At 53.1% G+C, this 12,881-nt stretch carries 11 protein-coding genes; 3 read left to right on the forward strand and 8 right to left on the reverse strand.

Features of this window, described 5'->3' with window-relative positions:
- Window positions 1-85 precede the first annotated feature (85 nt).
- The 3 genes from CHH75_RS11785 to CHH75_RS11795 are packed head-to-tail and all read right to left on the reverse strand — an operon-like array spanning window position 86 to window position 4,265.
- A complete protein-coding gene (locus CHH75_RS11785) occupies window positions 86-1,648 on the reverse strand; it encodes a response regulator transcription factor (protein ID WP_095398231.1) in 1,563 nt (520 codons plus the stop codon).
- Between the two features lie 17 nt (window positions 1,649-1,665).
- Window positions 1,666-3,465: a cache domain-containing sensor histidine kinase gene (locus CHH75_RS11790; protein ID WP_095398232.1), complete on the reverse strand. Its 1,800-nt coding sequence runs from the start codon at window positions 3,463-3,465 to the stop codon at window positions 1,666-1,668.
- A gap of 44 nt (window positions 3,466-3,509) precedes the next feature.
- The gene (locus CHH75_RS11795; protein WP_095264476.1) at window positions 3,510-4,265 is read right to left on the reverse strand and encodes a helix-turn-helix transcriptional regulator; all 756 of its coding nucleotides are present in this window, start codon (window positions 4,263-4,265) and stop codon (window positions 3,510-3,512) included.
- Window positions 4,266-4,375: 110 nt separating this feature from the next.
- Here CHH75_RS11795 and CHH75_RS11800 point away from each other — a divergent pair, with 110 nt between their 5' ends.
- Both CHH75_RS11800 and pgmB read left to right on the forward strand, forming a co-directional pair.
- Window positions 4,376-6,682 (forward strand): glycoside hydrolase family 65 protein, encoded by a 2,307-nt coding sequence (locus CHH75_RS11800; protein WP_095398233.1) that lies wholly within the window; start codon window positions 4,376-4,378, stop codon window positions 6,680-6,682.
- A 52-nt stretch (window positions 6,683-6,734) separates the two neighbouring features.
- Window positions 6,735-7,412 carry a beta-phosphoglucomutase gene (gene pgmB / locus CHH75_RS11805; RefSeq protein ID WP_095398234.1) on the forward strand — a complete coding sequence of 226 codons (678 nt, stop codon included), beginning with the start codon at window positions 6,735-6,737 and terminating at the stop codon, window positions 7,410-7,412.
- A 262-nt stretch (window positions 7,413-7,674) separates the two neighbouring features.
- Here the strand turns inward: pgmB and CHH75_RS11810 are convergent, their stop codons facing one another.
- Window positions 7,675-8,535: a helix-turn-helix transcriptional regulator gene (locus tag CHH75_RS11810; RefSeq protein ID WP_095264470.1), complete on the reverse strand. Its 861-nt coding sequence runs from the start codon at window positions 8,533-8,535 to the stop codon at window positions 7,675-7,677.
- A gap of 126 nt (window positions 8,536-8,661) precedes the next feature.
- Here CHH75_RS11810 and CHH75_RS11815 point away from each other — a divergent pair, with 126 nt between their 5' ends.
- Window positions 8,662-9,954 (forward strand): Gfo/Idh/MocA family oxidoreductase, encoded by a 1,293-nt coding sequence (locus CHH75_RS11815; RefSeq protein WP_095264468.1) that lies wholly within the window; start codon window positions 8,662-8,664, stop codon window positions 9,952-9,954.
- Window positions 9,955-10,031: 77 nt separating this feature from the next.
- Here CHH75_RS11815 and CHH75_RS24850 read toward each other — a convergent pair whose 3' ends face one another.
- The 4 genes from CHH75_RS24850 to CHH75_RS11830 all read right to left on the reverse strand — a co-directional run bounded on the left by CHH75_RS24850 (window position 10,032) and on the right by CHH75_RS11830 (window position 12,853).
- On the reverse strand, window positions 10,032-10,190 hold the full coding sequence (locus tag CHH75_RS24850; protein ID WP_176475539.1) for a hypothetical protein: 159 nt from the start codon (window positions 10,188-10,190) through the stop codon (window positions 10,032-10,034).
- Between the two features lie 47 nt (window positions 10,191-10,237).
- Window positions 10,238-10,714: a DinB family protein gene (locus CHH75_RS11820; RefSeq protein WP_095398235.1), complete on the reverse strand. Its 477-nt coding sequence runs from the start codon at window positions 10,712-10,714 to the stop codon at window positions 10,238-10,240.
- 167 nt (window positions 10,715-10,881) lie between these two features.
- On the reverse strand, window positions 10,882-11,901 hold the full coding sequence (locus CHH75_RS11825; RefSeq protein ID WP_095264392.1) for a Gfo/Idh/MocA family protein: 1,020 nt from the start codon (window positions 11,899-11,901) through the stop codon (window positions 10,882-10,884).
- 181 nt (window positions 11,902-12,082) lie between these two features.
- Window positions 12,083-12,853 carry a sugar phosphate isomerase/epimerase family protein gene (locus CHH75_RS11830; protein WP_095398236.1) on the reverse strand — a complete coding sequence of 257 codons (771 nt, stop codon included), beginning with the start codon at window positions 12,851-12,853 and terminating at the stop codon, window positions 12,083-12,085.
- Window positions 12,854-12,881: the final 28 nt, after the last annotated feature.

A 12,881-nucleotide genomic window follows, 5' to 3' on the forward strand; every position in this document is an offset into this window, starting at 1 on the left:
CCCCTTTGAAATTGACTATTTATCTAATCGTATCTATGCCGCAATTTTCCGTGTTTTATCACAGATTGCACTTTCTTTTCTTAAATCACACTTCTTCTTTCCGATATTGCTTTGGCGAGACACCGGCATACTTCTGGAACACAATCGCAAAATGCGCTTGATTATGAAATCCGACCATCTCGGCCACATCGTAAATTTTGTAGCGGTAATCCTTCAGCAGCTCCTTCGCCTTCTCAATCCGCAGCGCGTTTATATAATCGAACAGCCCCTGTCCAACCTCCTGCTTGAACAGACGGCTGACATAATTCGGACTGACATGAAACTGGTCACCGAACAATTTCAAAGACAGGCTATCCTTATAATGCTCTTCCGCATAAGCGATAATGTTGCGGGTCAGCTGGCTGTAGCCCTTGTGCGCCTTGCGTTCCCGGGAACCGAGCCGATCCTCGAAAATAAGGCGGTAATACGCAGACAGCTCGCGGAAACTCTCAATTTCCTCAACGCTGCGCATCGGTCCGTCACTGCCAACAGCCGTGCTGTCTGCGGCTCCCTCGCCCATCATAAACAGCAGACCTTCATACACCTTCTTGACATCCTGAGGGTCCATGCATGCTCCCTGCAAGAGCAGCTGCTCCCAGCGGCCAAGCAGATCCAGAAATTGGCGGCTGTCCCCGTCACGAAGCGCCGACTTCATCTGAACAACCGCTTCATCGGCCTGTCTTCGCACCTCGCTGCTCCCGACCTTCAAATGCTGGTAGTAGAACACCGCATCATCCGGACGGTAGAAATAATGAGACAGCGCCTTGGATGCCTGCTTGTAACCGCGGGTGATCCCTGTGAAATCAGCACACCAGTCGCTGATGCCAAGTATGATATCAATATTCACAAATCGCTTCAGCGCCGAGCTGATCATCTGGACGACATTGTTCACCCGGTTCAGCGAAGCGAGCAGGCTCTTCAACTCACTGTTGCTGATCAGCACGGCGCTCATCTCCCGGCTGAGCCGAAGATATTCAATTTCCTTCTCACTGGACAGCATCTCCTGAATCACGTGCTGGATCGTGCTGGGCAGCACCATTTCCGAGCCCTCGGAATACCTCTTCATGACACTGTGATACTGTTTCACGCGGAACAGAACGACATAGATATTTCCTTCTTTAAGGCTTGTCCCGGACAGATCGAAGCTATGGCCATGCAGCGCATCGTACAGTGCCTTGTCCTTGCCGGATGCAGCTGCATCCGTTGCCATCCCGGGCGAAGCCGGGATATGGCTCACCCCGAACTGCTCCCGAATGCTGTTCAGCATGGCCGTTAGCTCCTGTTCATTCATATCCGGTTTATGAAAATAATCAAACGCCCCGAGCTTCATCGCTTCCTTCACATAGACCATCTCATCAAAGCTGCTGAGCACTACGATTTTCGGCGGCAGCTGCCGGTCCTTTGCCACCCGCAGCACCTCGATGCCATCCATCTTCGGCATTTTGATGTCCAGCAGCACGACATCCGGCGACAGCTCTGTCATCATCCGCAGCGCCTGCTCCCCGTCTTCGGCCTCCCCGACAATCTCGGCTCCGTGAGCCTGCCAATCAATCGCGGATTTGATCCCGATCCGGACAAGCGGTTCATCGTCTACGACCAGTATTCGCACTTGTTATCCCCCTGCCGTTATTCCTCTAGGATGATCGGAACCCGAATCGTGACGACCGTTCCGCCCTGCGCTCTTCTGTCGATATGCAGGTCGTACTCCGGCCCGAAATGAAGGCGGATTCGGTTCCGTATATTGGTAAGTCCGATGGAATTAAACCCATCGCTTGGCCCGGCGGCCGGCTTCTCCAGCTGCCCTTGCTCCGGAAAACCGCGCCCGTTATCCTCAACCTTCATGATCAGCGCCCCGTCTTCTTCATAGATGGAGACCATCAACAGCCCTTTATAGTCAATGCCTTCAAATCCGTGAAAAACCGCATTTTCCACCAAAGGCTGGAGCAAAAATTTGAGCGTCCGGTATTCCGTGACCGCCGGGTCGATATTGTATGTGACATCAAACTTGTTAAAATAACGGAAATCCAAAATTTTCGTATAGTTCTGCAGGAACTCCACCTCTTCAGCCACCGTCACCACATGTCCCTCTTTCTTCGCCGTGAACTTGATGACCGACGAGAAGGCTTGCAGCGCCTCTTCAATGCCGGCGGCTCCCTGTATTTTGGCCATCCAGCGGATGACATTCAGCGTATTGTATATAAAATGAGGCCGGATCTGCGATTGCAGCGCATTCATCTCCAAGCGGCGCTTCTCTTCCTCCTCGACATAGATCCGGCTGATCAATCCTCGGATCTCCTGCAGCATCTGATCCACCGTGCCGCTAATATCACCAATTTCTCCTTGCAGTCCCGTATCGAAGCTTACATCAAGCTGTCCTTGGGAGACAAGCTTCATTTTGTGATTTAGCACCGACAGCGGCTTCATGATCGTTCTCGCGATGCGGACAGAAGTGAAGATCAGCAGCACCAGCAGCAGGATCAGGATGAGGGCAAGCACCGACACCATGAGATACACCATAGAGAACAGATCCTTCTTCGGCACAACCGTCACCGCCTTCCAGCCCGTGAGCGCAGAGGACGAGGAAATCGTGTACACATCCCGGGACACCCGCGTGACAGCTCCGCTATCATCATCATGAACCTCCGCATCGCTGCCAAGCACGTCTGCCACATGCTGGCCGATCTCTTCCGGCTGCGCACTGTGAATAATGCGCTGGTCCTCGTCGATCAGATAAAAGCGGGTTTGCTCCGAGAACGCCGTCTCGCTCCAGAGCGTCTTCAGCCTGTCCGCGGAAATGTTAAACAGGATAAAGCCGAGATCCTGCTTGGTGTACGGGTCCAGAATCGCCCGGCCGACCGACACCACCTGCTCGCCTCGGGCGGACAGCAGTTCATCCCGATGGATGCCGATGGGCACGAAATGCCCTTTGCTCTCCCTGATCGTCTGAACGAACGGCTCATCGATGAATCTCTCCTGAAAGTAAGCATAATTCATATATTCCAGATTGCTTCTTCCCACAATAAAACGGTTATTCTCATGGTAAATGGCAACCGAGTCAATGATATCGGTATACAGCATGATGCCGCTCTGAATCAATCCGTTCACTCTGTCAAAATCCTGGCCCTTCTCCAGTAGCGGATTGGATACCTCGTCATAGTTCTTGCGCATGATCTGGTACAGCGTTGCATCCTGAATCGGAAACATCGACAGCCGGAGGAGCGGCTGCAGTGAAGTATCGATGTTTTTAATAATCTGCTTGTTGTTCTCCACCGCAGCTTCGATCACCGTGCTTCGGTTCTGGTCCACATACACCCAGGAGATGATCCCTCCGATCAGGATCAGCGGCGCGATAATAAAACAGGAAAAGGCTGCGATCAGCTTTTTCTCCAAATTCCAGTTGCGTATTCTATGCTTCAGACCGTTCATGATTTCATCTGCTTTCTGTAGTATAGGATGATTCGGGACATCCTTTAGTCATGGATGCTTGTGGCCTCGTGATGCCTGAACTGCCTCGGGGTCATGCCGGTAAATTGCTTGAACACCTGCGTATAGTAGCTTTGGCTGCAAAATTTGAAGGTGAAGGCAATCTCCGAGATCGGCTGGTTCGTGTGGATGAGCAGATGCTTCGATTCCTCGACTTTCCTTCGGTTAATATAGCCGGTCAGCGACACGCCCGTTTCACGCTTGAAGCGGTCAGACAAATAGCTCGGATTAACGCCAAGCACCTCGGCGATTCGTTGCAGCGATAGCTCCTCAAAAATATGTTCACGAATATAATATATCGTCAGGTTCACAATATGGGAGTAGGAGAGATCTTCCTTTTCCCGGCGAACCATAGCCACGAACTGAACCAGCATCTCGTATTCAAAATGCATCAGCCGCTCGACGTCGGTGATTTTTTCGATTTCCAGTATGATGGTATCGCTGAGATGGAAGGCAATTTCCGGATCGACGCCCCCCCGGATGATCGCTCGGGTATAGAGCGTGCAGGAAGCAATCAGCGCATTTTTCTTCGAACGAAGCGGATATACAGCCAATACGGCAGCTTCCAGTTCGTTGATCTTCCGCAGCATATCCATCGCCCGATTCTCATCGCCTAGCCGGATCGCTTCCATCAGCTCGAACTCGTAGTCAAACGGCGGATGAATGAAGTTTTCGCGCAAATATTGCATGCGGGAGGACAAGTAATGCGGCTGCTGATTTCCGGTACGGGAAGACGCTCTCATAATTTCGCCACCACCTAAAAATATTGATAAAAAAACAAATATTTTAGTATAATCTTAGCCCTTCCCGAACTAAAATTCAAACATAACCACGCTAGGAGGAAATATAGATAATGACCTGGATGATCTCTAACCCTGAACTGACTCAGCAGGAACTGCTGAATGCGGAAAGCTTGTTCGCGCTAGGAAACGGTTACATCGGTGTGCGCGGCAATTTCGAGGAGGGCTACGGGGACGCGATGTCCACGATTCGCGGCACCTACCTGAACGCTTTTCACGATGTCATTGAAATTCCTTACGGCGAGAAGCTATTCGCCTTTCCCGATACACAGCAAAAACTTGTAAACAACATTGATGCCCAAACCATCATGATCTATCTGGGCGACGAGCAGGTGCCGTTCCGTCTCGACCAGGGCACCATTACGGCCTATGAGCGCCGTCTTCATATGGACAAGGGCTTCTCGGAGCGGGTTGTCCAGTGGAAATCGCCTGGCGGCAAGGAAGTTCGCTTCGTCTTCCGTCGCCTCGTGTCCTTCCGGCATCGGGAGCTGTTTGCGATCCATGTCCGGATCGAGCCCGTCAACTATAACGGCCCTGTGACCATCGTGTCCACCCTGAACGGGAAGGTGAAGAACTACACCAATCCGAAGGATCCCCGGGTCGGAGCAGGGCATGCCGAGCGCATGACCGTGGTGGATACCGGTGTAAAAGACAGCTACGGCTGGGTTGTTGACGAAACGATGTCTTCGCGCCTTCGCGCCTCCTGTGTGACCAGTCACCGTCTCGATACCGAGGCCGATGTCCGTCTGGATGCATCGCCGGAACAAGGATTGATTACGTACACGGCTGCATTCACGCTCACGGAAGCCGTCTCCCTTACGAAGTACAACGTGTACACAGACAGCATGCGTCACGGCGATCATATCACCGACACGGGCGCCGAGCTGCAGGAAGGTCTGGCAGGCCTGTCCTTTGACGATCTTGTTGCCGAGCAGACGAAGTATCTGAACGATTACTGGATGTCGGCGGATGTCATCATTCGCAATGACGACAAGCTCCAGGAAGGAATCCGGTTCAATCTGTTCCAGCTGCTGCAGTCCGCCGGACGCGACAAGCACAGCAACATTGCCGCCAAAGGCCTGAGCGGCGAAGGCTATGAAGGACATTATTTCTGGGATACGGAAATTTACATGTTCCCTGTGTTCCTTATGACACAGCCGGATATCGCCCGTCAGCTGCTGCTGTACCGCTATTCGACGCTGGAGCAGGCCAGAGACAGAGCCCGCGAGATGGGACACAAGAAAGGCGCGCTGTTCCCTTGGCGGACCATTGCCGGAACTGAATGCTCGTCCTTCTTCCCTTCGGGCACAGCCCAATATCACATCAGCGCTGATATCGCCTACAGCTACATCCAGTATTATCTGGCGGAGCAGGACCAGGACTTCTTGCTGAAATACGGCGCCGAAGTGCTGATTGAAACCGCACGCCTGTGGGCGGAGATCGGGCACTACTACGGCGGTGCCTTCCACATTGATGAGGTGACCGGTCCGGACGAGTACACCTGCTGTGTGAACAACAACTACTACACCAACGTCATGGCCAAGCACAACCTGAAGTGGGCAGCCAAAAGCGTATCGATTCTGAAAGCATTCAACGAAGCTGCTGCTGCCGAGCTGCTCCAGCGCCTGGGCGTCACGGAAGAGGAGGTATCGGCCTGGGAGAAAGCCGCTGCCGCGATGCTGCTTCCATATGACGAGACCCTCGGCATCAATCCGCAGGACGATACCTTCCTGCGCAAGGCCGTGTGGGATTTTGAGAATACGCCGAAGGAGAACTACCCGCTGCTGCTGCACTACCATCCGCTGACCATTTACCGCTATCAGGTATGTAAGCAGGCGGACACGGTGCTCGCGCATTTTCTGCTGGAGGATGAGCAGGATCTGGAGACGATTCGCCGCTCCTATGATTACTATGAGGGAATTACGACGCATGACTCCTCCCTCTCGTCCTGTATCTTCAGCATTATGGCTTCGAAGATCGGCAACATGGACAAGGCATACGATTACTTCATCGAGACGGCTCGTCTTGATCTGGACAACACGCATGGCAACACCAAAGACGGCCTTCACATGGCCAATATGGGCGGAACGTGGATGTCCATCGTGTACGGATTTGCCGGCATGCGCCTGAAGGAGAGCGGCCTCTCCCTCTCGCCTGCGATTCCGAAGGATTGGGAACAGTACGCCTTCCGTCTGACCTTCCGCGGCCGCTTGATCAACGTGCGGATCAAGAATGACGGCGTGACGCTGGAACTGGTGGAAGGAGATGCGATTGAGGTCAAGCTGTACGAAGAGACCGTTGTGCTGGAGGCCGGCAAGCCGATCGAGCGCCAACTTGCGGCAGCCTTGAGCGGTAAGTAAGACACTTCGTTCCCATCAACATATCGTCCATAGAAAAGGAGTACTGATTAACATGGTTGCGAACCAAACTTTGAAAGCTGTCATTTTTGATCTGGATGGCGTAATTACCGACACAGCCGAGTACCATTACCTGGCCTGGAAGGCGATTGCCGAGGAACTCGGCATTCCGTTCACCCGTGAATTCAACGAGAACCTGAAAGGCGTATCCCGGATGGACTCCCTGAAGCTGCTGCTCAGCCAGGCGGAAACGCCAATCGCATATTCCGATGCGGAGCTGGACCAGCTCGCAGACCGGAAGAACAAGCTGTACGTGGAGCTGATCGAGAAGATCACCCCGGCTGATCTGCTGCCGGGCGTGACCGATTTCGTGAAGGAGATCCGCAGCAGCGGTGTCAAAACCGGCATCGCCTCAGCCAGCAAAAATGCGCCAACCGTCATCCATCGGCTCGGCATTGAGGATCAATTCGATGTGATCGTGGATGTGAACACACTGAAGAACAACAAGCCCGATCCTGAAATTTTCCTGACAGCTGCCGCGGCCCTCGGCGCAGATCCGGCAGACTGCATCGGCGTCGAAGACGCCGTCTCTGGCGTGGACGCCATTAAGGCTGCCGGCATGTTCGCTGTAGCGATCGGCAATGCCTCTCACTTCCCGCATGCCGATGTCGTGCTGGACAGCACATCGCAGCTGAACTTCGGCGTGCTGAAGGCGAAGTTTGAGGGACAATAACGCTCGCATCAACACCTTGCATTTACGGATCGTCTTAAGCGATCCTCCCTGTATTACAACAAGAATGTCCCTGGGCTTTTCGCAGCCAGGGACATTTCAACTGATTCGGTCAGCCAGATACGACTATGGGCTGGCCTATTCTCATATGTACGAATAACATGGAGGCCATTCGAGCAACTCCGGCCAGATCCATGAAACTTGAGCGAGGCGCATTTCCCGGCTGGCGCCGATCATTATTCCCCTCGTTACCTTCTCTCCTCTCTCATCGCCTGTACCTCCGCCGATACTCCCGCGGCGAAGCGCCCACGGTTCGCTTGAACATCTTGCCGAAGTGGGAGAAGTTGCCGAAGCCCGCGCTCCATGCGATCTCGGTGACGGCAAGGTCCGTCTCGCGCAGCAGACGCTGGGCCTCCCGGATGCGGAGCAGGTTCAGATAGTCGCTGAAGGCAAAGCCTGTCGTTTGTTTAAACAGACGGCTAAGGTAATACGGACTGATCCGGAACGTACCGGCCACCTCGGTCAGCGCCAGCGATTTTCTATAATTATCATTCACATAGCGCACGATCGCCTGCATACGAGGGTGAACAACCGGCGGCCCATCTTCAGCATTGCCGACCCTCCCCGCCTCCCGGTTCCGGTAAGCGTACAGCAGCAGCTCCAGCGTCCGATGCCGAAGCAGCATACCGCTTCCTTCTCCCGGATGCAGCAGCTCCCCAAATATATCATCGATCCCCCGTGCCAACACCTCGTCCTCCGGCGAAGGCAGCCGCAGAATCGGGACATCCCACCGGAACGGCTCCAGGAGCATTCCTGCCAAGTCGTCAGAACAGGCTCCCTCGATCAGCTCCGGCTCAATATAGAACACAATCCGGTCATGATCCGGCCTTCCGCTGTCCAGCGTTCGATGCACCGTGTTCCGATCCACAAACACCAGATCGCCCGCCTTGATGCGGTATGAGCGATCCTTGATGAAATACACCCGCTCCCCGGACATCAAATAATACAGCTCATAGTGTTCATGCAAATGGGTATCCGTCATGCTGAAGTGGCCGACGCGGCGGTCATATTCGATCCCAAGCTTTCCGTCAGGATCATGGTACTCCGCTTGAAACGGCTTGGTCATGGACACCCCTCCCTTTTCCTTGAATTATAGCAAAATAAGCGGGTTTTGAAAGCGGTTACGCATGAAATGCGGAGAAATAAATGCTCCATTGTTATAATCTGAGCCTATATCAAGGAGGCGATTAAGATGAGCACGAAGAGGAAGCGTTATGTACTCGTAGGTACAGGCGGGAGAGCAGAATTTTTCTACGGGGCGATAGCCGCGCGGTTTCGGGAGAACTCCGAGCTGGTTGCCTTTTGCGATATAAACCAGACCCGGATGAACTACGCCAACAAGCTGCTGCGGGATAAATACAGCCATCCTGAAATCGCTACGTACACTGCCGACCGGTTCGACGACATGATTGCTGCCGAGAAGCCCGATATTGTCATCGTTACCAGCGTTGACCGGACACATCATAGATACATCATCCGGGCCATGGAGCTTGGCTGCGATGTCATCACAGAGAAACCGATGACCGTGGATGCGGAGAAATGCCAGGCGATTCTGGATGCCGCCAAGGAAACCGGCAGAAACATCAGGGTGACGTTCAACTACCGCTATGCTCCTCACCATACGAAACTGCGGGAGCTCATTATGAATGACACGATTGGCAAGGTGACATCCGTTCATTTCGAATGGCTGCTGAACACTCGCCACGGCGCAGACTATTTCCGGCGCTGGCATCGGGACAAGCGCAACAGCGGCGGCCTGCTCGTTCATAAATCCACACATCATTTCGATCTGGTCAATTTCTGGATCGGGTCCCAGCCCGAGAGCGTGTTTGCCTTTGGCGATTTGATGTTCTATGGCAGAGAGAACGCGGAGGAGCGCGGCGTCACCCAGTTTTACAACCGGGCTACCGGCAATCCGCTGGCCAAGGAAGATCCGTTCGCCCTTCATCTCGATGACAATGCCCACCTGAAGGCCATGTATCTGGATGCGGAGCCGGAGGACGGCTACCAGCGCGACCAAAGCGTGTTCGGAGACGGCATCAACATTGAAGATACGATGGGCGTGCTGGTGAAATATCGCAATAAAGCGATTTTGACCTATTCCCTTGTTGCCTATCAGCCGTGGGAGGGATACCGCATTGCCATCAACGGCACCAAGGGCCGGATCGAGATGACGACGGTGGAGCAGTCCTATGTCAATTCCGGCGGGGACAAGAAGCTCGAAGGCGCGTTAAAAGGCAAAAGCCTGCAAGTGCTGCCGATGTTCGGAGCACCTTATGAGGTTCAGGTTGAGGAAAAGGAAGGCGGACACGGCGGCGGAGATCCTGTGCTGCTGAATGACCTGTTCGGCGAACCGGAGCCGGATCCGTTCGAGCGGGCCGCGGACCATATCGACGGCGCCCGGTCCATCTTGACCGGAATCGCGGCGAATCGTGCCATTGCCACCGGCCTGCCTGTCCACATCGACAGTCTCGTACGCTTCTAAGTCATGCTCCATTCTCCCGGTTTCATATAAGGCTGCGTCCATGACGCAGTCTTATTTCTGTTTCAGCTCCCGGGTAACTAGCCGTCTGAGGACATCGTGGAGCTTGGCTGAGCCGTATGCTGCTGAACGCTGCGCAAATTAAACAACAGAAACAGAGCACCTGTCACCGCGACCACGGCAGACAGTATGAAGAACAGAGCCGGGAAGCCATACTCATCAACGACCGAACTTAGCACGGTTTGCGTTCCGGCCAGCCGTCTACTCTTGGCGCCAGATCAGCAGCCTACACCCGCTGATGGTTTCGAATCTGGTTTTTGATGGCCAAAAGGGCGCCCATATGAAGTCCCTCATGGAAGATTGTTCTCACAAGCACCTGCTCCAGGGTATGCATCCCCATGTCCGTGGACGGAAACTCCTCCTCTAACCGATCCCGGTACTGCTGCTCTATGAAGCGAGGCTGCTCCTGAAGCAGCGAGATCAATTCTGAGAATGACGGGGTTTCATCCGTGAAATTCGAGGGGTTGGTTCCGTAACCGAACCATTGATTAAAGCTCATCGGAACCGGCATGTCCTCTTTCGTAAGCGCGCGTATCCATAAGTACTGATCCAGGACCACATGCCCCAGATTCCACCTAATATTGTTGTTGAAACCATCCGGTACAATCTCAGCCTCAGCTTCGGATACGTCTTGAACCACATCCAATAGCACCTTGCGGTATGTATGCAGCTGCTCAAACAATACCTCATGTCTTCTTTCCATCGAACCCCTCCTAAATTTTGATATATCATATAATTATATAAAAAAATATAAAATCCTTTATCCCGCGAAAATAGAAACGCCTCATCTGCAACCAAACTTAAACAAAAATGACCCCTGAAGATGAAGACTTCAGAGGTCATTTTATATTTATTCGATCATATTCCTTATTACAGCTTGACGACCTTGCCGTTCGCCTGGGATTCGAATGCGCCCAGAATTACGTTCAGGGAGCGCAGTCCTTCTTCACCGGAGATTCTTGGAGGCGTGTTGGTCACGATGCAATCAACGAACTCATCAATGACACCGCTTGGTACTTGCTTCTCGTTCGTTGCCATCGCGCCGACTTTGTAGGTTTCCACAGTACCGTTGGTCAGCTCCACGATAACCTCGTCGCCTTCCACTGTACCGATCTTCATAACGCCATGCTCACACCAGAGAACCGTACCGTTGTCGCCGCCGCGGTAGTGCGTCCAGCTCGCCATCAGCGTGCCGACAGCGCCGCTCTTCATGCGAACGATGCAGGTTGCGTTGTCGTCCACATCGGTTCCTTCTTTATGAACGGTGCCGATGAAGCCTGCCACCTCGACGATCTCGTCGTTCAGAAGATAGCGGATAAAGTCGGATTTATGCACACCAAGGTCACCCATCGCGCCCATGATCGCTTCATCCTTGCGGAAGAACCAGCTGTCGCGTCCGTCCACGCTCCATCCTTCCGGACCGCCATGGCCGAAGGAAGTACGGAAGATCAGAACTTTACCAAGCCGGCCGGAATCGAGAATTTCCTTCGCTTTCACATGCGGAGGCATGAGGCGCTGATTGTGGCCAACCATCAGGAACACATTGTTCTTGCGGGCAGCTTCGATCATTTGCTCGCCTTCTTCTGTCGTTGCAGCCATTGGCTTCTCTACCAGCACATGCAGCCCGGCATTTGCCGCAGCAATTGTCATCGGCGCATGCAGATAGTTCGGTGTACATACGCTAACCGCATCCAGCTTCTCGTTCTTCAGAAGCTCCTCATAGTCGGCATAAGCCTTGCCGCCATACTGTGCAGCCATCTCTTCAGCACGTGCAATAACCGGATCGGCAAAAGCGACCAATTCAACATTTTCATTTGCTGCATATTCAGGAATATGTCTGCGCTGGGCAATAGCACCACAGCCGAATACTGCTACTCTTACTTTGCTCATGAATCAATCTTCCTTTCCGATTAAAGGTTCGTTTGTTTAATTAAGCGCGGACATGCTGTCCAGGGGCCTAGCATGATGATCCCGCTTGGTCAGGCAGCTTCCTGAACCAAAGGGATCATGCTGCTAAGCGGTTAGATGAGACAACAACACACATCAAGCACTGATCGTGGTCCCTGAACCATTAAAATTGGTTCAGGTAGTTCTGTTTCAGCCAGTTCATGCTGTTCTCAACACTTTGAAGCGGCGGGTTCTGACATACATCCTGCTCCACGATAAGCCATTCCGTGCCTGCGTCAGAAGCAGCCTGGATAACGCCTGGAAGGTTAACAGAACCTTGACCAAGCTCCAGCGTCTTCATGCTGCCATCAGCTTCCTTGCTGAAATCTTTCAGGTGAAGGAGCGGCAGACGGCCAGCATACTTGGAGATGTACTCCAGCGGATCCTGTCCGGCAAATTGTACCCAGCATACGTCCATTTCCACTTGCACGGCATCCGGCGTTGTGGCTGAATACATCGCGTCGAACACAAACTCATCTTCTACCTTGGCTTCGAATTCAAAGTCATGGTTATGATAACCGAAGATCAGTCCCTGCTCGCGAGCCAATTCTCCCACTTCCTGAAGGTACGGGAACAAGCGCTTCCAATCTTCAACCCCGCGCTCCTCCGGAGCCACATACGGACACATCATGTATTTAGCGCCGATGGTCTTCAGATAATCGATTTCCTTCTGAGCGTCCTCGCGAAGCAAATGCAGACCTACATGGCTGCCGATCGCTTTCAGACCGAGTTCTTGAAGAAGCGTTTTCATTTCTTCTGCGGGAATGTCGCCGTATCCTGCAAACTCTACGCCTTCATATCCGAGCTCGGCTACCTTGCGCAGTGTTCCGCGGAAATCCTTCGCTGTTTCATCGCGCAGCGTGTACAGCTGCAGACCAATGTTCATTCTTCTCATCTATTACGCACCTCAATTCAAAAAATGA

Source organism: Paenibacillus sp. 7541, from assembly GCF_002276395.1.
GTDB classification, from domain to species: domain Bacteria; phylum Bacillota; class Bacilli; order Paenibacillales; family Paenibacillaceae; genus Paenibacillus_AQ; species Paenibacillus_AQ campinasensis.

What these genes read in the sequence shown, in the direction of transcription:
- CHH75_RS11790 (WP_095398232.1), bottom strand. Translation starts at nt 3,465, where the DNA reads ATGAACGGTCTGAAGCATAGAATACGCAACTGGAATTTGGAGAAAAAG.
- CHH75_RS11825 (WP_095264392.1), bottom strand. Translation starts at nt 11,901, where the DNA reads ATGAGCAAAGTAAGAGTAGCAGTATTCGGCTGTGGTGCTATTGCCCAG.
- pgmB (WP_095398234.1), top strand. Translation starts at nt 6,735, where the DNA reads ATGGTTGCGAACCAAACTTTGAAAGCTGTCATTTTTGATCTGGATGGC.
- CHH75_RS11800 (WP_095398233.1), top strand. Translation starts at nt 4,376, where the DNA reads ATGACCTGGATGATCTCTAACCCTGAACTGACTCAGCAGGAACTGCTG.
- CHH75_RS11815 (WP_095264468.1), top strand. Translation starts at nt 8,662, where the DNA reads ATGAGCACGAAGAGGAAGCGTTATGTACTCGTAGGTACAGGCGGGAGA.
- CHH75_RS11820 (WP_095398235.1), bottom strand. Translation starts at nt 10,714, where the DNA reads ATGGAAAGAAGACATGAGGTATTGTTTGAGCAGCTGCATACATACCGC.
- CHH75_RS11830 (WP_095398236.1), bottom strand. Translation starts at nt 12,853, where the DNA reads ATGAGAAGAATGAACATTGGTCTGCAGCTGTACACGCTGCGCGATGAA.
- CHH75_RS11810 (WP_095264470.1), bottom strand. Translation starts at nt 8,535, where the DNA reads ATGACCAAGCCGTTTCAAGCGGAGTACCATGATCCTGACGGAAAGCTT.
- CHH75_RS11795 (WP_095264476.1), bottom strand. Translation starts at nt 4,265, where the DNA reads ATGAGAGCGTCTTCCCGTACCGGAAATCAGCAGCCGCATTACTTGTCC.